We start from the raw sequence: 23,289 nt of genomic DNA, 5'->3' as shown, positions 1-23,289 counted from the left end.
GCGCAAGCGTGCAGCAATGCATGCGGGCAGTGGCGGCAGCCAAGCTTTAGACCAAGGCCTCCAAGCCTAGCAAAGCGGCGCCCAGGGCACCACAGAGTTGGGAGTCTTCGCTGGTGGCTACCGGCGCACCCAGGGCTTCGCCAATGGCGGTGACCACACCCTCGTTGTTGGCGACGCCGCCGGTCATGAGGTAGGGAGGCTCGGCCTTCACGCGCTTGGCAAGGCTGGTGATCTTGGAGGCTACCGAGCGATCCAGGCCATGGATGATGTCGGGCACAGGAGTGTCATCGGCTACCAGGCTTACAACCTCGCTCTCGGCAAAGACCGTGCACATCGAAGAGATCTTCACGTCGTGCTTCCAGGATAGGCCTTGGGTGCAAAACTCGTCCAAAGGCAGCTCCATGGTGCGGGCCATCATCTCCAAGAAGCGTCCGGTGCCGGCGGCGCATTTGTCGTTCATCACAAAGTTCACCACATTGCCGTCCTCGTCCAGCTTGATGACTTTGGAGTCCTGGCCGCCGATGTCCACGATGGTCATGGCCTCGGGACACAGGGCATGGGCTCCGCGGGCATGGCAGGTGATCTCGGTGATGGAGGTGTCCATGGTGGGGATGGAGTCGCGGCCGTAGCCCGTGGCCACCGCCAGCGTGATCTGGTCGCGGGTGAGACCGGCTTTCTCAAGCACGGAGTCGATAGCACGTTGAGCGCTCTCGGTGGCTTTGGCGCCGGTGGGCAGGATTACCGTGGCCACAGGAGTGCCGTCTTTGTCTACGATGACGGCATCGGTCGAGGTAGAGCCCGAATCCACCCCCAACACGTAAATGGGGCCGGTGCCTTTATCAAACTTGAGCGTGTCAGTCATACCTACCAACGTTTCGTCGAAAGCCTTTAGTCGAGTGGAGAGCTGGCCCGCGCTTTGGCGAGTGCCGTCGGTTTCTACCTTGATCATGGGAACCACGGCGTCCTGGGAGGCCATAAGGTACTCAAAGCCGTAGTAGTCGCAGAATTTCATGGTGTGGTAGATCACGCCGCGTTGTCCTGGGGTGCCAATGAGGTTTTGGCGGCCAGAGATGTCGGCCATGCGCAGGCAGGGGGTTTGGTCGAGCAATGCCCCTGCATACCAGCCGATAAACGCCTCCTTGGGGTCTGGGGCCGGTGTGCTCGCGTCGCAATTCTCGCGGCACGCCTCTTCGCGGATGGCGCGACCCAGCGAGGCTGGAGGAGAGGCCACCCTGCGGCCACCGGTGCAGGTGAGGTTTTCCACCGGCAGGTCGAAGGCAGACTCGGCAGCCTTAAGCAGCGACTCAGGGCCATGGGCGCCCAACAGGGTGACGCGGGCGTCTTGTCTGGCCACCGGGGGCTCGAAGGAGGAGAGGGCAGCCCCTACATCAAAGGCTTCGCCAGAATAGCGCTCCCAGGCCTCTGTCAAACGCTCAAGCTCGGAGGCCAAACGCGCGCGCTCCGCAGGGCCGGTGAGATGAGGGAGGTCTACCATGAACAGGAAGTCCAAGCACTGCTCGGCATCCAACACGTCGTAGACGCGGCGCATCACGTCGCAGCAGCTGGTGAGCACCAGGGCTTTGACCTCGGGCTTCAGGGCAAAGGCGATGAGGGACTTGCCAAAGCCGCAGAGGTTGGGATGGGCGAGCCTATCGGCATCTTCAAAGGAAGTGGCCTCGTAGGTAACCGGTTTGCAGGCAGCGCCGTAGCCGGCCAAAAGCTCGATGGGCGCGTATTTGCAGGGATAGTAAACGGTGGGAGTCACCCGACGCTCCTATGGATTGGGGGTTTCTAGAGTGAAGCGGCTGCCAAAAGGTTCAGGCGCATGGGGATGGCGCGTCTCTGAATAGAGCGAGCTCTAGGCATTGTAAACCCAGGGTGCCCAAGAGGCCTGGGGCCACGGGATCTGTTATGCCACGGTCTGCTCGTCGCTCTCGTCGCGCGGGGAGGCTGCAGGTTGCGGGTGCGCCGCTGACCGCTGGTCTTTGCGAGCGTGGAGCATCTCCAAAAAGGCGCCCAGCCGTGTGGCGGCTTGGCCGCCGGGGAAGTTGGCGCGGTTGCAGCCGTCGCCGTCTAGCGTGATACAGGGGAAGTCTGCCCGCTCTAGCGTGGACTTGACCAGCTGGGCGCAGCCCATGGTCTCCTTGCAGCCCCAGTGGCAAAAGACCACGGCGCCGTCGGCCTTGGTCATCTCGCAGAGCTCTGCCATTCTGTCTGCCCGATGCTGGCCTCCGCCGTTGTAGGAGTTGCGAATGAGGCGCTCGGCCATGGCCAAGAAGGGCTCATGCGCGCCGTCGTGATGCCAGCCGTCAAAGGTGACCTGGTCAAAGCACATGTCTGATGCGATGATCTGCTGCTCTGGATTGACATCCACAAGCTTTTGCAAAGGTACCGAGAAGAACGGGGCCGTGGCGCTCCATACCAGGTTGACTCCATGGAACTCTGGGGCGTCCGCGTAGTCCTCGAGCATCTGGGTTGCCAGCTGCTCGGCTTTGGGGTCGCCCAACAGCGTATGGAACACCAGGGCATGCTGCATCTCTAGGCCCATGTTGTTCTTCACAAAGCGGTTGCGGCGCAAGGGGAGGGTGGCTGCCAGTTTGTCTAACGTGCGCTGGGAGCGGGCTACGCGCTCTTTAAGATCTTCCAGGTCCAACGTGCGCCCATAAGCCTCTTCCAAGGCGTGAGCCAGGCTTTCCAGCTGCTCTGCCACGTAGCGGCAGTTCTCCTCTGTATAAGAATCCGGCACATCGATATAGCGTTGAGGGGCACCGTAGTGGGCAGCCAGCAGCTTGAAGGAGAGGTTGTTGGCGTCGCAGGCCACCGAGCAGTTGGCGATAAAGGGGATAGAGGGGAACACCTCTGCGAATGCTCCTCCCAGAAGCACCTTGTGAAAGGAGCAGTAGGTCTCAGGGACGCCGTGTTTCTCGGCACTCTCAATAAAGGAAGGCTCGGCGTGGGCTCCGGTCACAAAGTTGGCTGCGGCCTCGGCGATAAGGGGATAGAGCCCCAGCGACTGAAAGATCTCATTGGGCATGAAGATGGAGGTGAGCACGATGTCTTGGGGGTGCTCGAGGGCGCCCGTCACAGACTCCAGCGCCAAAAGGGCCGCCTGCTGACCGCTGGGGTGGGCCCAGCGGTCAGGCAGAAAGCGGCATTGGGCACGTTTGACTTGGAAGGCCTTGAGCAGCCAAAAGCCGGTGATGTCGGGGCGGTCGTCCATGACGCCGTCGATGGCGGAAGCCCAGGCATCCAAGATCTTGATGCCAAGCTTTTGGTCGTCCGATTTGGTCATCTGGGTCATGAAGCCCCTCCTAGCTGAGGCTAGACGAGGGGCTGCACCTCGATTCCGGCCTGGGATGCGTCGAGTTGGTCGCGACCGCCAATAACGCAGACGCCGCCGCACTCAGGGACGCCAGACAGGGAGCTGGCAAGGCTGCGTACGGTGTCGATGGAAGCGGCGAGCACTTCGTCTCGCACCTGATGGCGCCAGTTGGCGGGGCGGTGGGAGAAGCGCAGGCTGTCGCACTGGCGCATGGCGGTACGGGGCTTTTGGGGTGCGTCGAGGCCTGCCACCGAGGACACGATGAAACCCTCGAGGTCTTCTTGGGTGGGATCCCAAGAAGCGAGCCATTGGCCTGCCTTGGCATAGGCGGCCAGAGTGGGGTCTACCGCAGGGTCGCGATAGGAGTAGAACCCCAAAAGCGATGAGGGAGCGCAGTTGAAGCCGGAGCCGTAGGCGCCGCCAAGCACGCGCACCTCATTCCAGAGGTACCCATAATTGAGGGCCTTGGACGCGACGATCCAAGCTCCGTTGTAGCTCGTATGTTGGTTGTTAGGCATAAGGCTGCCTGCAGCCATCTGCGCCACGAAGCACACGTTGGCAGGCACGGTGAAGCCCTCGCGGGCGACGGTGGGCTCGGGCACCTGGAGCTGAGGCGCGGTGGGGTGGCCGTCGTTTGCCAGGCCCAGATCGCCTGCGGCCTCCCAGTAGCGCTCCAGGTCGCCGGGGGCGCCGGCAAAGGAGCACTCCAGGCCGTCTCCCTTGAAGATGCGGCCCTGGAGGTTGCGCAGGATCTCGCAGAGCGAGCTGGCGCGCCGGTCGAAGTTGTCCAGGAGCGACACCAAGAACTTGTAGTAGTCGATGCCGCGCAGGGCCTCGGTGGCCTTGGAGGCGCAAGAGAAGTAGCTGCCGCAACGGGCCAGGGCGGCGGCGTGGCCCGCATTGACATAAGACTGTTCCATGGCAATGCGCTGTTGTACCAGGATGGCGCGGATCTTCTCGGTATCGCCAAAGATGGTCTCGCAGCACACCTCGCAGGGCAGGGTAGCCAGATAGGATACCTTTTCTGAGAGGGAGGCGGCCCCTACCACCAGCTTGGGCTTGGCTACTTTAAGGGGCGTGCGGGCGTCGCCGTAGACCTCCACGAAGGTGGAGAAGGAGCCCAACTGGCTTTCTAGGAGGGTGTCCAGCTCGGCAGCGGTGTGCTGGCGGGTGTCCAGCTTGCCCAGCAACGAGCAGAGCACGGTGACGTAGGGCAGCTCGCCCCAGCCTACCCGCTCCAGATCAAAGTAGAGGTAGCTATAGTCGATGTGGTGGGTCTCGAGGTCGTAGGAATAGCAGGGGTAGGGGGCTTCGACCTTCTCGGCAAGGGGGAGAGCAGGGGCCGCGGCGATGTCTGCGATGGAGAGGTGGGGCAGGCGGGCGACGTCTTCGGGGTTGTCAGGACGGGCCTGCTCGGCCTTGAGCTCGGCCATGTCGCAGGAGATCTTCTCCAGCTCCTCATGGCTCAGGGTCTCCTTGAGCTGGGCGAGCCGCTGCGCCTCTTGAGCTGCGGCGGTCTCTTCTTGAGGCTCTACAGTCACCAGGGCCTGATGGGGGTTGTCTACCACCAGCTCGCGCAGCAGCTTGTCAAAGACCCCCAGGCCCAGCGAGTTTTCCAGGTCCTCGCAGGCGGCCTCGTAGCGCACGAAGGACAGCGGGTCGCCCTCGTCGTAGAGCCAGCTGTTCATGGAACAGATGGCCAGGCCCACGCCGTCGGGATAGCCAAAGTCGGCCTCGCGCAGGTTGAACTCGGCTTGGGCCAAGGAGGCCTCCAGGCGGTCGGCGGGCACGCCGGCCTCCGCGATGCCTTTGCAGGTGGACTCCAAAAGCTCCTTGAACTGGCCGGCTACTTTTGGCTTTGCGCCCTTGAGCTCGAAGATCACCATGGGTTGCGCCACGCCGTCGATGAGGTAGGCGAAGACGTCGTCGCCCAGCCCAGCATCCAGGATGGCGCGCTTGAGCGGCGCCTCGTTGGAGCCCATGAGGGCGTCGATAAGCACGTCTGCCGCCAGGACGCGCTCGCGGTCTTTGGAGGTCCCCAGCACGTAGCCCACGCCTACGCAGCGATTTTCTGCCGAGGTAGACAGCGGCACTTCCACAGGATCCGGGCTCACTGCCTCCTGGAACTCCAGCGCGTTGGGGGCTCCCACGCTCTCATGGCTCACTGCCGAGAAACGCTCCCCCAAAAACGCCAGCTCCCGCTCGATGTCCAGGTCGCCGTAGAGCACGGTATGGGAGTTGGCCAGCTGGTAGTGGCGGGCGTGGGTGTCGCAGAACTCCTCGTAGGTGAGCTCGGGGATTGCGACGGGGTTGCCGCCAGACTCGAAGGCGTAGCAGGTGTCGGGGAACAGCTGGCGCTTGAGGTGCATGAAGAGCACGTCGTCGGGGTCTGAGAGGGCGCCCTTCATCTCGTTGAACACCACGCCGTTGTAGGTGAGCGGCGCGTCGGGGCTCTCCAGCTCGTAGTGCCAACCCTCCTGCTCAAAGATATGAGGCTTGCGATAGAGCGCTGGATGAAACACGGCGTCCAGGTAGACGTCCATGAGGTTCTCAAGGTCTGCCACGTTGGTGGAGGCCACCGGATACATGGTCTTGTCTGGGAAGGTCATGGCGTTCAAGAAGGTTTGCATAGAGCTCTTGAGCAGGTTCACGAAGGGCTCTTTGACCGGGTACTTGTCGGAGCCGTCCAGCACCGAGTGCTCCAAGATATGGAAGACGCCGGTGTCGTTGGTGGGCGGCGTCTTGAAGGCGATGGAGAAGGCGCGGTTGTTGTCGCTGTTGGCGAGCCACAAAAGACCAGCTCCCGAGGGGGAATGGCTAAAGACCAGGGCCTCGCCGTCGATCTCTGACACGGGCTCGCGCGAGACCAGCGTGAAGTCGCCGATGACATCTCCGGGCTTGAGGTTAGGGCACACGGGTGCGGACTGAGTCATAGAGCCTCCTTGGGAGCCTTTGGACAAGGGCTGCCGGTTGGGTTTGTCTTCCATAGATGATAGGCTTCCCCAATTTTGCGTGGGGAAGATACGAGGATGGTGAGATTTCAGGCAGGGATGCTCAAGGGTCTCTCGGCAGTTAGCTGGTGAGGAAGACCATGAGGATGATGGCGGCAAAGCCTGCGAGCTCAGGGGCCACAAAGGAGGTGCCCGTGAGCAACACCGAGGCCACCGTCGCCGTCACCGGCTCGATGGTGCCCAGCAATCCCGCTTTGTAGGCGCCCAGGATCTTGACGCCTTGAAAGTAAAGGCCATAGGCCGCCACGGTGCCAAAGACCACGGTAAAGGCCAAAAGCCCCCAACCGGCGGCATCCAGCGCGGGCATGTGGGAGAAGGGCTGCACCACAAAGAGCAGCACTGTTCCCACTACGAGCATCATGAGCCCGGTGATGGCGGTGGAGCCATAGGTCACCAAGAGGCGCCGAGAAACAACGCTCATCAGAGCTGCGCCCAAGGCGCAGAAGAAGCCCCAAAACAGGCCGGAGGGCGAGATGCGCAGAGCGCCCAGATCTCCGTGGGTGCAGATGAGGTACACGCCTAGGAGGGCCAACAGCAGGCCGACAACCTCGCGTTTGCTGGGGGCGGTGCGAGTGCGCAGGCACAGGTAGACGAGCACCATGGCGATGGAGAGGCTTTGGAGCACGGTAGCGGTGCCGGAGTCGGTAATCTGCACGCAGTTGAGGTAAGCCGCCGAATTGAGCATCATGCCTGCAAAGGCGGCAAGCACCAGTTGCAGCATGTCTCGGCGGGAAGAGGCGAGGCGTGCGAGGACGTCTCTGTGGGCCCAGACGCCCATGACGAGCAGCGCCGATCCGGCGAACAGCTGGCGGACTGCCACCAGCCACAGGGAGCCGATGCCCCAGGTGTCCATAAGGATTTTTGAGCAGGTGCCTGAGAAACCCCAGAGTATGCCGCCTATGAGTGTGCATGCAACGCCTAAGATGGTGAGCTTTTTGGCAGGAGCGGCGCCGGGGCCGGATTCTTGAAGTTGCTGTCCGGGAACCACCTTGGCGGCGACCCCGTCTTCCTCTTGGACCTCTTCGCTCTGTGGCTCCTGTGACACTCTATGTCCCTTCCTGCTCTGCAACTGCAAAGATCTTGCGCCTTGGGTGTATACCAAACGCCTGCGCCTGTATACGCCGTAGGGGCTTCTGACCGGCCCACTGGCGCGCCTTACCGATTCTAGCAGGGAGTCCCTCTATTTGTGGGACATTCTGGAGGATATGTCGGAGCCTTGTAGGCGTTGGGATTTGAATGGAGGGCCCGCCCCTGGCGGGAGGGTTTCTCGGCAGCATGCGGCGCCCTTTGGCTTGCAGCGTGCGGCGCGGCTCTCAGCGGGCGACAGGCGGCGGGCAGTTTGCAGCGCGCGACAGGCGGCGGGCAGTTTGCAGTGGGCGACAGGCGGCGGGCAGTAGCCCCTATTGGCACGAGACGGGAGCACGGGCCTGTTGGCACAAGACGCAACTAGGACATGGAAAAGTTGGCATAGAATCGCGATAGGGTAGGGATTTCATCAGAATCCCTACCCTAAAAGCTTCTTATGCCAAGATTGCCACTTCCTAGAGAGCTTTCCTGTCAGCTGCCGAGAAACCCCGCCGTCCCTACCAATGTGTATCGACAAACTTCGAACTATAACTAGCCTGGCAGCCCAACCAGCAAGCCCATCTAGCCCCGTAGCTTCAGCGCCAAAAGAAAGCAGCCCCTCCGCACGGGGAGGGGCTGCTTGAAAGCTGCAGGTAGCTTGGGATGTACGGGAGGCATGAGTCGCAGGTGGCTGCGAGACGCAGGCTGCGCCGGGTGTGGGCTGCAGGTGCAGCCCAAAGGGCGCGCGGGCTAGATGGAGTTCATCTCGGCCAGGGTGGCGCTGTACCAGTGGGCGGCGTTGGGCGGGCAATACTTCTTGGCGGCCTCCCAGGAGATGGTGTAGCCGTAGCCGCGGGCCAAGCCGGCCACGTGGGCGGGAATGGCCTCCTCCCAGCTGGACCAGCTGGCGTTGCCCCAGCCCCAGGCATTGTAGGGGCGGAAGCACACGGCGCCCTTGGAACTCTCGGTGTTGGAGATGGCGGGGGACCAGCGGGGATCCACGCCGTAGTCCCAGGCGGCGGAGGCAAAGGTGGTGCCTTGGCCCGCCAGGGGGGGAGCCAGCCAGATAGGCGTCGATGCGGGGGGCCCACTGGGCCACAAAGGAGCTCTTGTCGCTGCTCCAATCCACCGAGGAAGGAGCAGAGGGTACGGCAGCTTGGGAGACGGGCGCGGCCTGTGCAGCGGCTTGGGCGTCAGCTTCGGCTTGGAGGGCGGCGGCAGCCTCGGCGGCTTCGCGGGCAGCCTGCTCCTCCGCCTGGCGCTGGGCCTCTTCGCGGGCGGCCTTGGCCTCGTCCAGAGCGGTTTGGGCTGCCTGTTTCTGGGCCTCGGCCTCCGCCTGGCGCTGGGCCAGCTCTGCCTGGTTGGATTCCAGCTCGTCCTGGAGGTCGTTCAGGCGGTCCACCTGGTCAAGGTTATGGCCCTGAACGGCGTTGAGATAGGTGATGGTGGCCAAAAAGTCATCGAAGTTCTCCGATGAGAGGATGAGGCCCATAAGGCCTGGCTGGTTTTGGCTCATTTTGTAACTGGCGGCGATGGCGGCCGAGGCCTTTTGGCGCTGGGCCGGAAGCTGTGTAGAAACCTCGTCAATGCGGGCTTGATTTTGAGCAGCCTCTTCATTAAGGCTCTCTACCTTGGCACAAGCCTCGTCGTAAGCTTTCCCAGACTCTTCGATCTTGATCTGGAGCTCCGACAAGTCGCCTTCCTGCTCGCCACCGTCTGCCAAGGCGGGCACCGGCATTGCCATCAGGGCAAGCGCGGCGCACAGCACCACAATGGCGGCGCGCATACGAAGGGTCAGTGCGTTCATCCAAACTCCCGTTCTGTCTGTCTTCATGCTTGAAGGGCAGAGCGCAAGACCCCTGGCAAACCACCAAGAGTGCCAATGAAAGGCACGCCAGCGAACCTATCGCCTGACGTCGCGCTAAAGAAGGGCGCCATCGCGGGCAGCCTGCCGTTGCGTCAGAAACCCAACAGCATTCCCCAACAAGCATCGTGTTAGTCACGATAAACGCGATTCGGGCTGTCCATGAACAGCCCACAGAGCTTGAACGAGCGCATAGACATATTTAAATGCAACCATTGTCCATAAAAACGCAGCGTAGAATACCGATAAAGGCCCACGTTGCCAAAAAGCCCGGCCTCCGTTTACAGGAATCGGAAGCCGGGCTGAGAGTCACTTGTATACCAATGAAAGGTCATCTGCAAGGGAGCGCTCGCGGCCTTACTTGACCACCAGGATGTCGCAGTCGCAATTGCGCAGCAGGAAGGTGGAGATGGAGCCCAAAAGGGCGTACTTGATGGAAGAGAGGCCTCTTGCGCCGCAGACCACCATGTCGGGCTCGATGGCGTCGAGCATCTTGTCCTTGAGGGTCTCGCGGATGCGGCCGCGCTCGATGACCACCTCCACCGAGGGGATCTGGTCGCTCTCGCCAATGCGCTTCAAGGCATCGGAGATGGAGGCACGAAACTCCGATTCCTTGGCCTCGAGAGCCTGTTCGGCCTTGGCGGGCTCGAAGCTTTCGAAGGGGGTGACGTCCACCACGTGGCCAATGACCAGCTCGGCATGGTTGTTGGCGGCGACGATGGCGGCGCGCTTGAGCACGTGGCGTTGCTGCTCGGTACCGTCCAGGCACACGAACACTTTTTGGTACTCCAGATCCTTAAAGTTCTCCATGGGTCTCCTTTGGTTGGTAGAGGCTCACAACTAGCTCATTTCCCTGACCCTATAGTAGTGGCGCCGGGCGTAGGCGCAGCCGAGAAGAGCCGCTACCTCATCAAGAGAAACGGTGGAATAGCAGTAGGCATGTTCTGAGTGCGCCATCATGGTCTGCACGCACGGCCGCGTGCGCGGGGTATGAACCTGGCAAATTGCTCGGGCTCGCAGGGCCAGGGCATCAACCCTGCAAGCGATATCTGCTTTGCGCGCGGGCTATCTTAGATCAAGGAGGACCTGGTGGAGATTGTGGAGTTGCTCAAGGCTGCGCTGTTTGGCCTGGTAGAAGGCATTACGGAGTGGCTGCCCATCTCGTCTACCGGTCACATGCTGCTGCTGGACCAATTCGTGTCGCTGGATGTGTCAGAAGATTTCTGGAACATGTTTCTGGTGGTGATCCAGCTGGGCGCCATCTTGGCGGTGTGCGTGCTGTTCTTCCGCTCGCTCAACCCCTTCGCCCCCTCCAAGACCCCTGAGGAGCGCCGCGGCACCTGGTCGCTCTGGGGCAAGATCGTGCTGGCCTGCATCCCGGCCGCCGCGGTGGGCATCCCTCTGGACGACTGGATGGAGGAGCACCTCTCCAGCCCCTTCGTCATCGCGGCCGCCCTCATTGTCTACGGCGTCATCTTCATCGTCATCGAGCAGGTGCGCGAGAGCCGTGCCATGGCCCGTGAGGCAGAGCTGGCAGCGGCGCCTCAGCCCAAACACTTCAAGCAGGTGGAGGAGGCTGTCCTGCCTCGCACCACCAAAGCCGAGCTGGCAGACGTCGACCAGCCCGTCCAAGACATCTCCCAGCTCACCTTGGGCCGCGCCGTGGGCATCGGCTGCTTCCAGATCCTGTCGCTGGTGCCGGGCACCTCGCGCTCCGGCTCCACCATCATTGGCGGCCTGCTTTTGGGCTGCACCCGCACCGTAGCCGCCGAGTTCACCTTCTACCTGGCCATTCCCGTGATGTTTGGCGCCTCGGCCCTGCGTTTGGTGAAGTTCTTTATCGCAGGCAACGCCCTTACCGCTGTCGAGGGCTCCATCCTCGCCGTGGGCTGCATCGTGGCCTTCCTGGTCTCCGTTGCGGCCATCCGCTTCCTCATGGACTTCGTGCGCCGCCACGACTTCAAGGTCTTTGGCTGGTACCGCATCGCCCTGGGCATTCTAGTAATTCTTTATTTCGTTCTGGTGCGCTAAAGGGACCTCAAGGCGCCTTGGGGCTAGCATGGGTTCAAAACGCCGGACGCCCTGGAGGACCCATGGCCACAAAAACCGTCTCCCAGATCTTCGCCACCCAAAAGCTGCCCGTCTCCTTTGAGATTTTTCCTCCTAAAGGTGACTTGTCCCAGGAAGAAGCCCAACAGGTAGCCTCGCAGCTGGCGCCGCTGGACCCGGCGTTTATCTCTGTGACCTACTCGGCCGGAGGCTCTGGCAACTCCTCGCGCACCCTGGAGGTGGCTCGGCTCATCCAGCGCGACTATGACGTGTCCACAGTGGCCCACCTTACCTGCCAGGGGCTCACTCGCCAAAGCCTTGCCAAGAAAAGCGCCCACCTCAAAGAGGCGGGCATCAAAAATGTTCTGGCGCTGCGCGGCGACCCCAATCCTGAGGCCGCTCCCGGCGACTTCGAATATGCCAGCGACATGATCCCTCAGCTGGTAGAGGACGGTTTTTGCGTAGGAGCTGCCGCCTACCCCGAGGGCCACATCTCCTGCTTGGACCCAGACATCGACGTGGCCTACCTGCGCGGTAAGCAGGACGCAGGAGCTTCGTTCTTGGTGACTCAGCTCTTCTTCGACAACCAGCTGGCCTACCGCTTTCGCGAGCGCTGCCATAAGGCGGGCATCACCGTGCCCATCACCTTCGGCGTCATGCCGTTTCTCTCAAAGTCCCAGGTAAGCCGCATGATCTTCATGTGCGGCGCCAGCCTGCCGTCAGCGGTGGTCAAGCTTTTGGCCCGCTACGAGGACGATCCGGAGTCCCTTCGCGCCGCAGGCATCGAGTATGCCTGCGCCCAGCTTCAAGACCTGGCGACCCATGGGGTAGACGGACTGCACATCTATACCATGAACCGCCCGCAGGTAGCCGCTGCGGCCGTGGCTGCCATCCGCGAGGTGCTCTAATGGCCGCCGCTCCACCCTTGACGCCGCTTCGCCAGGGCGCGGGCGCCCAAGAGCCCCGCCTCTCGGAGGTATTGCGCTATCTGGGCCACAAGTCCCAAGCCATAGACCCCGAGCTTAAGGCCATCCTCGAGGCCACCTGCGCTCGGGCAGCCGCCGCCATTCGTCCCCGCTGGGTCTGGCGCGTCTTCCCGCTGCGCCAAGAAGACGGCATCGCCTGCAGCGGCAGCACTACGGGCACTCGCTTTCTGGTGGAAGGCACCTCGCTGGTGCTCGACGGCCTCTCTATGGAGGTGCTGCTTCAGGGGGCTTCTGCCATCGTCCTCATGGCGGTCACCTGCGGTCCCGGCCCCGATCTCGCCTGGCAGCGCACCCACGAGAAGCATCCCACTCAAAGCCTTATCTACAACGCCTGCGCCGTCGAGATCGTGGAACGCGCCGCCGATGCCGCCAATGCCCAAATCGACGCCTGGTCGCGAGGGCAGGGCTTCTCGGCCACCAAACGCTACAGCCCCGGCTACGGCGACTTGCCACTCTCGGTCCAGCCGGCCCTTCTAGATGCCCTGGACGCGCAGAACACTCTGGGCATCACCCTCACGCCCCAGCTCTGGATGGTGCCGCAAAAATCCGTCACTGCCCTCATAGGCCTCAAAGAAACGGACAACTTATGATGCATGTGCCGCAGGCCCCCTCCGCTGCCGAGAAACCCGTCCGCCAAGGGCCGGACGCCGCTTCTGGTTCCCAGGATTTGCTGGGTCGGGCGCTGGCAGGCCAGTCATTCTTGCTGCTGGACGGGGCCCTGGGGTCCATGCTGCAGGCGCGGGGCATGCAACCGGGAGCTATTCCGGAGTTGCTGCTCTTCGAGGATCCTGAGCTGGTGGCAGGCGTCCATGAGGCCTATGTGGAAGCCGGTGCAGACGTGATCACTACCTGCACCTTTGGGGCCAACGCCCGCAAACTGGCGGGCAAGGCTACCGTGGCGGAGGTCTATGGGCGGGCAGTGCAGCTGGCGCGAGAGGCGGGGGCCCGCTATGTGGCGGCAGATGTGGGGCCCACGGGCGCCCTCCTGGAGCCGCTGGGACCCATGAGCGTGGATGAGTGCGAGGCGCTCTATCGCGAGCAGGGCGAAGCCATTGCTGCCACCGATGCCGACCTGGTGATCATCGAGACCATGGGTGACCTGCTGGAGGCTAAAACCGCTCTCATCGCCATAAAGGAGCAGGTAGACATCCCCATTGTGTGTACCATGACCTTTGGGGAGGACGGTCTCACCTTCCTGGGCGCCTCGCCTGAGGCCTGCGCGGTGACGTTGGCGGCGGCGGGGGCCTCGGCCGTGGGCGTCAACTGCTCGCTGGGCCCCGACAAGCTGGTGCCCCTCATCGGCGCCATGGCTCCCCTGGTAGAGGTACCTCTGGTGTGCCAGGCCAACGCCGGCCTGCCGCGCATGGAGGGCGACGCCTCGGTTTACGATCTGGGTCCAGAGCCTTACGTGGCTGCAGCGCAGGATCTTATTGCCGCCGGCGTCACCCTGGTGGGCGGCTGCTGCGGCACCACGGACGCCCATATCGCCGCCCTATGCACCCTGCTGGACCGCTCCCAGCTGCCCCAGCGCCAGGTAGAGCCCGCCTTTACCGTGGCGAGCAGCCAGCGAGTGGTGCGCTTGCTGGCTGCGGGGCATGCGGTGGCGCCCGTGGGCGAGCGCATCAACCCCACGGGCAAAAAGCGCCTCAAGAAGGCCCTGCGCACAGGGGATTTCGACTATCTGGTGAGCGAGGCGCTGGACCAAGAGGACGCCGGAGCCGCTATTTTGGACGTCAACGTGGGCCTGCCGGAGATCGACGAGCCTGCCTGTTTGGCCACTGCCGTCACCCAGATCCAGGCGGTCTGCGATCTGCCGCTGCAGCTGGATTCCACCGACCCTGCCGCCCTTATCGAGGCTTGCCGCCACTACGCTGGAAAGCCGCTCATCAATTCTGTGAACGGATCGGTCGAGAGCCTGGCAGCCATCCTGCCCATTGCTCACAAATACGGCGCAGCGCTGGTAGGCCTCACGCTGGACGAGTCCGGAATACCTCAAACCGCCAGCGAGCGCGTCGCCATCGCCCACCGCCTGGTGGAACACGCGCAAGCGGCAGGCATAGCGCCTCATGACATCGCCATCGACTGCTTGGCCATGGCCGCATCCACCAACCAGGAGGCGCCCGCCCAGATCCTTAAAGCCCTCAAGCAGGTGCGCCAGGAGCTGCCGGTCCAAACCATGCTGGGCGTCTCCAACATCTCCTTCGGCCTACCGCTGCGCCCGCTGGTAAACGCCACCTTCCTGGCCGAGGCCCTAGGCGCCGGCCTCACCCTGCCCATCGTGAACCCGCTGGACCCCCGCTTGGCAGACGTCCTGGCCGTCCACTATCTGCTGGATGGCCAAGACGCAGGCGCCGCCTCTTATGTAGACCGCTATGCAGGCCGCACCGATGCCGCCCCCAGCTACCGAGAAACCCGCACCTCCGGTGTTGGAGCTGCCGGGGAGGTCCCAGAGGGCGCCGCGGCTGCCACGCCGGCCCAGCAGGCCTACGACCTCATCTTGAAAGGCCGCAAGGGCCCTATCCCCGCGCTGGTCTCGCAGCTTTTGGAGACCCAAGATCCGCTGGAGGTCATCGACTCCGTGCTCATTGCCGCATTGGACGAGGTAGGCGCCCGCTTTGAGTCTGGCGCCATGTTCTTGCCGCAGCTCATGGCCTCGGCAGAGGCGGCGGGCGCCGGCTTCGACGTCATCAAGGCGGCTATGCCCAAGGGCGAGGCTGCCGCTTCCAAGGGACGCGTCATCCTAGCCACGGTCAAGGGGGACATCCATGACATTGGCAAGAACATCGTCAAGATGCTTCTGGAAAACTACGGATTCACCGTCATCGACCTGGGTCGCGACGTGGCCCCTGAGGCGGTGCTTCACGCGGTGGAAGACACCGGGGCCCATGTGGTGGGTTTGTCGGCATTGATGACCACCACGGTCAAAGCCATGGGCGAGACCATCGACCTGCTGCGCGAAAAAGCCCCAAATACCTATGTCTTTGTGGGCGGAGCGGTCTTGAACCCGGAGTATGCCCAGATGGTAGGGGCAGACGCCTATGCCAAGGATGCGGCAGAGAGCGCTCGGTTGCTCACAGAGCTTTTCGAGGAGCGGCCAGACCTGCGCTAGACTAGAAGGCCGTTTTGCCCGCAGCATCGCAAGGAGGACCCCTTCATGGCAGACAGCGTGGTTGATATCGACTCGCTCAATGACGCCCAGCGCGAGGCCGTGCTGGATTGCGAAGGGCCGCTGCTGGTGCTGGCGGGGGCGGGCTCGGGCAAGACTCGGGTGCTCACCTACCGCATCGCGCACATGATTGGCGACTTGGGCTACCGCCCTTGGCAGATTCTGGCCATCACCTTCACCAACAAGGCTGCGGCCGAGATGCGCGAGCGCCTAGGCGCCCTGTTGCCTGGGGGCACCCGCGGCATGTGGGTGTGCACCTTCCATGCCATGTGCGTGCGCATCCTGCGGCAAGACGGCGAGCGCCTGGGCTATGGCCCCAATTTCACCATTTACGACGACGACGATTCAAAACGCCTGGTGAAGGCCATCATGGGCGACTTGAACATCGATCCCAAGCGCTTTCCGCTCAACATGATCCGCTCCAAGATCTCGGCAGCCAAAAACGCCATGGTGACGCCGGACGACATGCGCCAAGACGCCGACGACCCCGCGGTGGCCAAGGCTGCCTTGGTCTACGAGGAGCTCCAGCGCCGCCTGCTGGCCGCCAACGCCATGGACTTCGACGACCTGCTGGTAAACGCCTTAGAGCTTTTGACCAAGTTCCCGGACGTGCTGGAGGGCTATCAGGACCGCTTCTTGCAGATCTCGGTGGACGAGTATCAAGACACCAACCATGTGCAGTACCTCATCACCAAGCTGTTGGCCGCCAAGCATCAAAACCTCATGGTGGTGGGCGACGACGACCAGTCCATCTACTCCTGGCGCGGTGCCGACATCCAAAACATCCTGGACTTTGAGAAGGACTATCCGGCCGCCCACGTGGTGAAGCTTCAGCAAAACTATCGCTCAAGCGGCCATATCCTGGCGGCGGCCAACGCCGTGGTGGCCCACAACTCAAAGCGCAAGCCCAAAAAGCTCTTCACCAATCTAGGCGATGGCGAGCTGGTCCAGGTCTATCAAGCGGCCAACGAGAGCGACGAGGGCACCTGGATCGCCGCCCAAATCGAGAAGCTCCATGTTAAAGGCACCAGCTACGACGACATGGCGGTCTTCTACCGCACCAACGCCCAGAGCCGCATCATCGAAGACATGTTCCTGCGTGCCGGCGTGCCCTACAAGATCGTGGGAGGCACCCGCTTCTTCGACCGCGCCGAGATCCGCGACGTCACCTCCTACCTCAAGCTGGTGTTGAACCCCGCAGACGACGTGGCTGCAAGGCGCATCGTCAACGTCCCCCGTCGAGGCATCGGCGCCACCTCCCAGGACAAGATCGGCGCCTACGCCGCTGCCCACCGCCTCTCCTTCTTCGAGGCCGCCCAGGCCTGCGTGGCCGAGGAAGGCCTGCTCACCCCGCGCGTGCGCAACGCGTTGGCCTCCTGGACCTCCACCATCGAGCAGGCGCGCCACTACACCGGCGAGCTCTCCCGCGTCATCGAGGCCATTGTGGACAAGAGCGGCCTCATCTCCGCCCTGGAGGCCGAGCATACCCCCGAGGCCCAGGGCCGCGTCGAGAACATCCGCGAGTTCATGCTCATCGCCCAGGAGTTCGACGAGAGCCACGAGGACGTGGTCTCAGCCTTAGAGACTATCGACGAGCTGCGCGATTCCGGCGTCCTTGCCGAGGAGGACCTGCCCACCCTGGCTGCCACAGCCCCCGAGGGCACGCTTTTCTCGGCAGCAGAGGCCTCTTCCCAAGGAGTGCTGCCGGGGATTCCTGCGGGCGCCCAAGCTCCGGGTGTGGCTGGGGCCTTTCTGGAGGAGCGCTTCGAGCCGGTGGCCTGCGCTCAGCTTCCCGCCTTCATGGAATGGCTGGCATTGAGGAGCGACCTGGACTCGCTGGCGGGGCAGAACTCCGCGGTGACGCTGATGACCATCCACTCGGCCAAGGGCCTGGAGTTTCCCGTGGTCTTTGTGGCCGGTATGGAGGAGAACCTCTTCCCCAACCTCACCTTCGAGAACGACCCGGCGCGGCTGGAGGAGGAGCGTCGCCTGGCCTACGTGGCCATCACCCGAGCCCGCCAGCGTCTGTTCCTCACTTATGCCGCTACCCGGCGTACCTACGGCGCGACGCAGGCGAATCCTCGCAGCCGCTTCATCAACGAGATCCCGCCCGAGCACCTCAAGGCTACCGGCGTGGGGTCGGCGGGCTTCTCGGGAACGGGCTGGGAGAAGCGCGGCGACCGCCATGGCACTTTTGGTGCGGGCCGCGGCTCCGAGATGTATGGCGGCACCGTCTTTGTCAATCGCACGCGCTCGGCCGGCGGGGCTTCTGGCCCCGCTCCTGTCGCCAAGCCGCGCCGAGACCCCAAGGCTGCAGCCGAGTCCTTTGCTGTTGGCGACCGCGTGAGCCACAAGACCTTTGGCGTGGGCGAGGTGCTCTCAGCCAAGGGCGACGTCATCGAGGTTCGCTTTACCAAGAGCGGCCAGGTGAAGAAGCTCATGAAGGGCTTCGCGCCCATCGTGAAGGTGGAGTAGCCCATGAATCCTGCACAGTTTATCGTGGACCATCTGGGAAACCTTACCGGCAAGCTCATCATCCTTGCAATCGCCGCCGCTGTTGCCTACGGGGTCCAGCGGGTGCTCACTCGTATCCTGCGTGACGCCCTGGCCAAGACCAACATCCCCGATGCTTCCATCTTCGTGAACATCGTCCGTGGCAGCGTGTGGCTGGTGGCCGGCCTCTGCATCTTGAAGCCGGTCTTCGACATCTCGCCCAACGCCTTCATCGCCTCGCTGGGCGCCGCTTCCATCGCCGTGTCGCTGGGCCTGCAAACCACCATATCCAACCTGGTGGGCGGCCTTACCCTCATGGCCTCCAAGGTGGTGCAGCCGGGCGACTACATCACCGTCAACGGCATCACCGGCGAGGTGGTGGACGTCAACTGGCGCGACACCACCGTTCGCGACCGAGTGGGCAACACCGTGGTGGTGCCCAATTCCCAGCTCAACTCCTCGTCGCTCACCCGACTCACCTCGCAGCTGGCCAGCCAAGCCACCCTGGACGTGACCTTCAAGCCTGGCTGCGATCTGGAGCAGGCCTGCCAGGAGGTTATCGCTCGTGCCGACAAGGCCTTAGGCCCCGTGGCTGATCCTGCCAACGCCACACGGATAGTCTGCACGGGCACTGGGTCCGCAGGCACTAAGGCCACGTTGCTCTTCAACGTGCGGCCGGGCACCACCTTTGAGTCTGCCATCGACACCGTGGTGAGGTCTTTGGAGGGCTTCGAGCCTTTGGCCTAATAAGGGGTCGCTGCGCCGCGCGCTGGGACCGTTGAGGCCCCAGCGCTGCCGCTTGGATCCCATGCTGTTCGCTATTCATGCGCTGCCTGCGCTTTTGCGCTGCCTGCGCTCTCTAAGCCGTCGACTTTTCCCACGCTTCCAGAAAGGAACTTCATGCGCGTCAATCAAGCCATCCTCCACAGTTATGCTGCAGGCTCCTGCGTCACGGTCTTCTCGGAAGCCCCCATGGACCTGTCTCAGGCCGAGATCAAACGCTACGTGACTTCCCAGGCGCGCCGGTCGCTCTCCAATCTGGATGCCCGTCGCGGCGCCTTCTTGCCGGAGAGCGCCTTCAAAGAGAGCGTCGAGGCTTATTTTCGCGGGCAGCAGGAGTTGGCGCCTTTCTCGGCAGAGATAGCCCAATACCTCCTGGGCGAGCTAGGGAAGCAGGAGCATACGCCCTCGACCGACGTGCTGGTCATCGACTTTGAGGGCGACGTTGACAAGACGCTCAATGATTTGAGCGATGAAGACGTCGAGATGATGTATGAGGCGCAAGCGCCACGCTATCTGGCCATTGTGGTGCTGGAGAGCCGCGATGCCTACATGTGCGAAGTGGGGATGGATGCGCTGGGGCATCAGGTGGCTTCCATCGCGCGCCATCACGCCATCCTGCCCAATCCGGGCCAGAAGGTGAGCTCCTTTGCGGTGGTGTCTGCCACTGGTGAAGTGCGCTTTTGCGACGTGTCGCGCGTTATTGCGGGGCAGCCGATCCAGCTTTTGCCTGAGGGGCTGCTGCAGTGCACCTCGGAGGCTTCCAGCAAGGAGTGCGTGGAGGCGGTGACCGAGCTGGTGGGCGAGGTGGCTGACGAGTTTGGCGCCAACTCGGCAGCAGCGGTGGCCGCCGCCAAGGCCTACGTGTCCGAGAACGCAGAGGACGACGAGGTGCTGGTACCGGAGCAGCTGGCACGGGAGGTTTTCTCGGGATCTCCCCAGGCCCACGACCGCTTTGTGGAGGAGGCCGCCGACCGCGACCTGCCCGCGCAGCTTAAGGTGGAGCCCAAGGTGGCGCGTCGCGTGGCGGCCAAGCACCACATTCGCACCGATACTGGCGTCGACATCACTTTCCCGGCGGAGTTTGGCAAGAACCCCGATTTTCTGGAGTTCACCAGCAACCTGGACGGCACCATCTCCATCGCCATCAAGAATGTCTCTGCCATCGAGAATCGCTAGGGGAGAGGGCGACGGGAGGGCTGCTGCGATGTTCTGGGGGAGACAACATCCCTCCTGAGCTGCTAGAATATACAAATGTACACAAACGTACTTTTTGTACACAAGTGTTGGGGACGCCGTCACGTGCTGACCGATGCTCAGATCATTTTGGCGGCAGAGCGTGGCAAGGTTTCCTTTGCGCCCCCTTATATGGCTGACCGGATTGCCTCCATGCCGGAGTAGAGGCTTCTGAGCATGTAGGACGATTTCTCGAAAAACCCGGTTGGACATCCTCGAAAATCACGATTATTGCAGGTACATGCTAGTATTGTCATGCGGCAATAGTGAGAGATGGACAGCATGGTTGCGTATGGCCCATTGGTGCCAGAAGGATATGCTCCGCGTCTTATGGATGTGCTTGTTCAACGGCGTATGGATGTCTTTGGCGCCGTAGAGATATGCGGAACTCGCTGGTCGGGGAAGTCGTGGACGTCAACGGCGTTCGCCAAGAGCCTGGTGCGAGTTGATGATCGGCGAGAGATTCTTGAGGCAGACCCCTCCTTGGCTTTGGTGGGGGAGAAGCCGGTGGCCATTGATGAATGGCAAGATGTGCCTGCCATTTGGAATCGAGTGCGTCATGCAGTGGATGATTCAGGAAGCCGTCCTGGGCAGTTTATTCTCACGGGCTCTTCTCGGTGTGGGTCCCGAAGTGCTACTTATGGATGGGCAGCTGTTGGGGGACGCTCTTTGAGAACTTGGTAGTTCACGATCTGTGTGTCTATGCCAGTCTGTTGCCAGGAGCCAGGGCTCATCCGCTTCATTACTATGCCGACAGCGATGGCCTCGAAGTAGATGTCATCATTGAGCTCACAGATGGCCGGTGGGCTGCTATCGAGACAAAGCTTGGTGATTCGAAGGTAGATCAGGGAGTAAAGAATCTTTTGCGTCTTGAGAAGAAGGTGCTTAACGATCCTCTTGCACGCGGGTACGAGCCGGTATTCAAGGTGGTGGTGGGAAGTGGAGCCTATGCACGCCAGCTGTCTGATAGCGGTATCTATGTGATACCGCTTGACACGCTTACTGTGTAGGCACTGCGGCCTTGCGGTTCTTTTCGCCTACCAGCAATAACCGAAATAATAGGCGAGATATTTCGGTTATTGCCAAGTGATGCTTTAGCCTCGCGTCCGGACAGCCGAGTGCTTTACTTATAAGCTAAAATTACTACTAAAAGTAAAGTATTTTCGCCTAGATGCGGGCGAAAAGTAAAGCATGGAGGTTCGCAATGGTCGACTATACAGGCCTGTCCCAAAGGCTTGGTGAGCGTGGCCTTTCGAGAACCGCCTTCGCCAAGCTTCTTGGCATATCCTCCAGAACCATGGCCAAGATTGGCCGAGGAGAGTCGGTCTCAGGTCGCGTCATCAATCGTATGGCCGCCTATCTAGGATGTCGGGCTGATGACCTCTGCAGGACCATCTCGGACAACGCGCTTCTTCAAGCCTTGCGAGACGAGAAGGAGGCCCACATCTCTGGCGGTATCTACCACGAGCTCCAGGTGAGAATGACTTTCAACTCGAACCACATCGAGGGGAGTCGGCTTACCGAGGATCAGACCAGAATGATCTTCGAGATCCGTACGATAGATGCGACTGGCGGCATACCTGTGGACGACGTCCTAGAGACGGTAGGCCATTTTAGGGCGATGGATTTTTGTATCGACAAAGCGGAAGAACCGCTTACGGAAGACCTTGTGAAGCAACTGCACCATATTTTGAAATGGGGCACTCATGACTCGCACCTTGGCTGGTTCGCGGTGGGAGACTACAAGACGCGCCCCAATGTGGTGGGAGGGCGCACCACTTGTGCTCCTAAGGATGTCCCTCGCCAGATGGGCTCACTGATACAGGAATACGAGACCCAAGATGAGGTCTCATTTACTGACATAGTGAGATTTCACCAGGAGTTCGAGTGCATCCACCCGTTCCAGGATGGCAATGGCCGCGTGGGTAGACTCGTAGCTTTCAAGGAGTGTCTGCGCCACGGCCATGTGCCGTTTCTTATCGAGGACTCAAAGAAAGCGTTCTACTATCGCGGTCTTGCTCAGTGGGAGTCGGAGCCAGGCTACCTGATCGACACCTGTCTCGACGGTCAAGATTCGGTGGTTGCCCTTATGGATGCACTTGGCATCAAGAGATAGAAAGCCGCGCTTTGCTCTACATGAAAAGGGCGGCTGGAAAACCCTCGTCATCCAGCCGCCTGCACGTAATAAGTGGGCCCGCACGTTATATGTGGGTTGCCCGAAGCGTCTGCACTAGCCCTCCAGGGCGGCGGCTGCCGCAGCCATCTCGGGGATGGCGGGCTGCACGGCCATGCCTAAAAGCGACGGGCCGGTGTGCACCAGCAGGTCGGGGGAGATAGAGGTGGAGATGAGCCCCACGGCATTGGTGACCTTCTCCTCGAGCGCGTGCAGGGCGGCGTCGTTGGTGGCGTCATGCACTGCGACGGCGGCGGCCAGCACCACCTGCTCGTACTCCTTGGCGCGCTCGGCGATGAGGCTGATAGTGCTCTTGAGCGCCTTGTCGCGGCCGCGGCACTTCTTGACGGTGCGGTAGTGACCCTCGTCATCGCAATCAAAGATGGGCTTGATGTTCAAGGCGGAGCCCAGCCGATAGGTGGCCTCGGAGATGCGGCCGCCTTTGCGCAGGTAGGTGAGGTCGTCTACCGAGAAGAGCACCAACGTCTGGTTGGCTAGCGCATTGAGCCTGCCGGACAGCTCCTCAAAGGGCACGCCCGCTTCGATCATCAGGGAGGCATCCATCACCGTGAGGCCGGCGGCGATGCCGATGGAGAGGGTGTCCACCACTTCCACTGGAAAGTCCTCCATCTGGCTGGCCACCAGGTGCGCCGTCTGGTTGGTGGCCGAAAGCCCTGAGGAGATAGTGACGATCACTGCTTTCTCATAGCCGTCCGCCTTAGCTTGTTCCAGCACCTCGCGAATGGAGGAAGGGCTGGGAAGCGACGTGGTGGGAACCTCGGAAGACAAGCGGTCGATGACCTGCTGGCCGGTGATGTCTATCTCTGAGCGGTAGGTGCCGTCCGTGTAGTTGATAAGCAGCGGCACGATGCGGATGTCGTGCTCTTGGGCAAATGCCGGAGGCACGTTGGTGCCGGAGTCGGTGATAACGGCGATCTTTTGCGAATTCATAGGGTGCATCCCTTTTCCCTCGCGGATGAAAGCGAATCTTTGATACCCCCAACTGCAGCGATGCAGCCCGGGTTTTGCTAGCGCGGCGCTGGCTGGCGGCAGGCTCAGGCAATGCCGACGCACTGAGCCAACCTGTGAATTTTAGGGTATCTACCCTCAGGAATCCAATACCAAGCGGTATGGCCTTACAGCT

At 62.0% G+C, this 23,289-nt stretch carries 17 protein-coding genes; 10 read left to right on the top strand and 7 right to left on the bottom strand.

Annotated elements, in window-relative coordinates; genetic code table 11:
• Nucleotides 1-46: 46 nt before the first annotated feature.
• From OR601_RS08140 to OR601_RS08115, 6 genes are all read right to left on the bottom strand, one after another.
• Entirely contained in the window at nt 47-1,765 is a 1,719-nt protein-coding gene (locus OR601_RS08140) for an acyl-CoA dehydratase activase (protein WP_265591671.1), read from the bottom strand.
• A gap of 144 nt (nt 1,766-1,909) precedes the next feature.
• On the bottom strand, nt 1,910-3,301 hold the full coding sequence (locus tag OR601_RS08135) for a 2-hydroxyacyl-CoA dehydratase subunit D (RefSeq protein WP_265591670.1): 1,392 nt from the start codon (nt 3,299-3,301) through the stop codon (nt 1,910-1,912).
• 20 nt (nt 3,302-3,321) lie between these two features.
• On the bottom strand, nt 3,322-6,255 hold the full coding sequence (locus OR601_RS08130) for an insulinase family protein (RefSeq protein WP_265591669.1): 2,934 nt from the start codon (nt 6,253-6,255) through the stop codon (nt 3,322-3,324).
• 139 nt (nt 6,256-6,394) lie between these two features.
• Nucleotides 6,395-7,378, bottom strand: coding sequence for a DMT family transporter (locus tag OR601_RS08125; protein ID WP_265591668.1), 984 nt, complete (start codon nt 7,376-7,378; stop codon nt 6,395-6,397).
• A gap of 459 nt (nt 7,379-7,837) precedes the next feature.
• Complete coding sequence (locus OR601_RS08120) at nt 7,838-9,205, bottom strand: coiled-coil domain-containing protein (RefSeq protein WP_265591667.1); 1,368 nt, start codon at nt 9,203-9,205, stop codon at nt 7,838-7,840.
• Nucleotides 9,206-9,619: 414 nt separating this feature from the next.
• Entirely contained in the window at nt 9,620-10,072 is a 453-nt protein-coding gene (locus tag OR601_RS08115; RefSeq protein ID WP_265591666.1) for a universal stress protein, read from the bottom strand.
• 279 nt (nt 10,073-10,351) lie between these two features.
• On the opposite strand from OR601_RS08115, the gene OR601_RS08110 reads away from it, so the two are divergent.
• The 10 genes from OR601_RS08110 to OR601_RS08065 all read left to right on the top strand — a co-directional run bounded on the left by OR601_RS08110 (nt 10,352) and on the right by OR601_RS08065 (nt 22,088).
• Complete coding sequence (locus OR601_RS08110) at nt 10,352-11,293, top strand: undecaprenyl-diphosphate phosphatase (RefSeq protein ID WP_136011853.1); 942 nt, start codon at nt 10,352-10,354, stop codon at nt 11,291-11,293.
• A gap of 62 nt (nt 11,294-11,355) precedes the next feature.
• Nucleotides 11,356-12,219 (top strand): methylenetetrahydrofolate reductase, encoded by an 864-nt coding sequence (locus tag OR601_RS08105; RefSeq protein ID WP_265591665.1) that lies wholly within the window; start codon nt 11,356-11,358, stop codon nt 12,217-12,219.
• Nucleotides 12,219-12,887: a vitamin B12 dependent-methionine synthase activation domain-containing protein gene (locus OR601_RS08100; RefSeq protein WP_265591664.1), complete on the top strand. Its 669-nt coding sequence runs from the start codon at nt 12,219-12,221 to the stop codon at nt 12,885-12,887. Before OR601_RS08105 ends, OR601_RS08100 begins: the two co-directional genes overlap by 1 nt.
• A complete protein-coding gene (locus OR601_RS08095) occupies nt 12,884-15,406 on the top strand; it encodes a homocysteine S-methyltransferase family protein (RefSeq protein WP_265591663.1) in 2,523 nt (840 codons plus the stop codon). The genes OR601_RS08100 and OR601_RS08095 overlap by 4 nt, the downstream gene beginning before the upstream one ends.
• A gap of 45 nt (nt 15,407-15,451) precedes the next feature.
• Complete coding sequence (locus OR601_RS08090; RefSeq protein ID WP_265591662.1) at nt 15,452-17,938, top strand: ATP-dependent helicase; 2,487 nt, start codon at nt 15,452-15,454, stop codon at nt 17,936-17,938.
• Nucleotides 17,939-17,941: 3 nt separating this feature from the next.
• Nucleotides 17,942-18,703, top strand: a complete 762-nt coding sequence (locus OR601_RS08085; protein ID WP_136011857.1) for a mechanosensitive ion channel family protein — start codon at nt 17,942-17,944, stop codon at nt 18,701-18,703.
• A gap of 153 nt (nt 18,704-18,856) precedes the next feature.
• Nucleotides 18,857-19,915 carry a nucleoid-associated protein gene (locus OR601_RS08080; protein WP_265591661.1) on the top strand — a complete coding sequence of 353 codons (1,059 nt, stop codon included), beginning with the start codon at nt 18,857-18,859 and terminating at the stop codon, nt 19,913-19,915.
• Nucleotides 19,916-20,245: 330 nt separating this feature from the next.
• Entirely contained in the window at nt 20,246-20,656 is a 411-nt protein-coding gene (locus OR601_RS08075; protein WP_323373075.1) for an AAA family ATPase, read from the top strand.
• A complete protein-coding gene (locus OR601_RS08070; RefSeq protein ID WP_265591660.1) occupies nt 20,617-20,982 on the top strand; it encodes a DUF4143 domain-containing protein in 366 nt (121 codons plus the stop codon). Before OR601_RS08075 ends, OR601_RS08070 begins: the two co-directional genes overlap by 40 nt.
• A 194-nt stretch (nt 20,983-21,176) precedes the next feature.
• Complete coding sequence (locus tag OR601_RS08065; protein ID WP_265591659.1) at nt 21,177-22,088, top strand: Fic family protein; 912 nt, start codon at nt 21,177-21,179, stop codon at nt 22,086-22,088.
• A 114-nt stretch (nt 22,089-22,202) separates the two neighbouring features.
• On the opposite strand, the gene OR601_RS08060 is transcribed toward OR601_RS08065, so the two are convergent.
• A complete protein-coding gene (locus OR601_RS08060) occupies nt 22,203-23,096 on the bottom strand; it encodes a DegV family protein (protein WP_265591658.1) in 894 nt (297 codons plus the stop codon).
• Nucleotides 23,097-23,289 lie beyond the last annotated feature (193 nt).

The organism is Leptogranulimonas caecicola (genome assembly GCF_023168405.1).
Lineage (GTDB): Bacteria > Actinomycetota > Coriobacteriia > Coriobacteriales > Atopobiaceae > Leptogranulimonas > Leptogranulimonas caecicola.
This window is presented reverse-complemented; position numbering and strand designations above follow the sequence as displayed.

Coding starts and splice junctions, on each gene's coding strand:
- OR601_RS08095 (WP_265591663.1), top strand. CDS start 12,884: ATGATGCATGTGCCGCAGGCCCCCTCCGCTGCCGAGAAACCCGTCCGC.
- OR601_RS08070 (WP_265591660.1), top strand. CDS start 20,617: ATGGGCAGCTGTTGGGGGACGCTCTTTGAGAACTTGGTAGTTCACGAT.
- OR601_RS08075 (WP_323373075.1), top strand. CDS start 20,246: ATGGACAGCATGGTTGCGTATGGCCCATTGGTGCCAGAAGGATATGCT.
- OR601_RS08120 (WP_265591667.1), bottom strand. CDS start 9,205: ATGAACGCACTGACCCTTCGTATGCGCGCCGCCATTGTGGTGCTGTGC.
- OR601_RS08100 (WP_265591664.1), top strand. CDS start 12,219: ATGGCCGCCGCTCCACCCTTGACGCCGCTTCGCCAGGGCGCGGGCGCC.
- OR601_RS08060 (WP_265591658.1), bottom strand. CDS start 23,096: ATGAATTCGCAAAAGATCGCCGTTATCACCGACTCCGGCACCAACGTG.
- OR601_RS08130 (WP_265591669.1), bottom strand. CDS start 6,255: ATGACTCAGTCCGCACCCGTGTGCCCTAACCTCAAGCCCGGAGATGTC.
- OR601_RS08085 (WP_136011857.1), top strand. CDS start 17,942: ATGAATCCTGCACAGTTTATCGTGGACCATCTGGGAAACCTTACCGGC.
- OR601_RS08065 (WP_265591659.1), top strand. CDS start 21,177: ATGGTCGACTATACAGGCCTGTCCCAAAGGCTTGGTGAGCGTGGCCTT.
- OR601_RS08090 (WP_265591662.1), top strand. CDS start 15,452: ATGGCAGACAGCGTGGTTGATATCGACTCGCTCAATGACGCCCAGCGC.
- OR601_RS08105 (WP_265591665.1), top strand. CDS start 11,356: ATGGCCACAAAAACCGTCTCCCAGATCTTCGCCACCCAAAAGCTGCCC.
- OR601_RS08115 (WP_265591666.1), bottom strand. CDS start 10,072: ATGGAGAACTTTAAGGATCTGGAGTACCAAAAAGTGTTCGTGTGCCTG.
- OR601_RS08135 (WP_265591670.1), bottom strand. CDS start 3,301: ATGACCCAGATGACCAAATCGGACGACCAAAAGCTTGGCATCAAGATC.
- OR601_RS08080 (WP_265591661.1), top strand. CDS start 18,857: ATGCGCGTCAATCAAGCCATCCTCCACAGTTATGCTGCAGGCTCCTGC.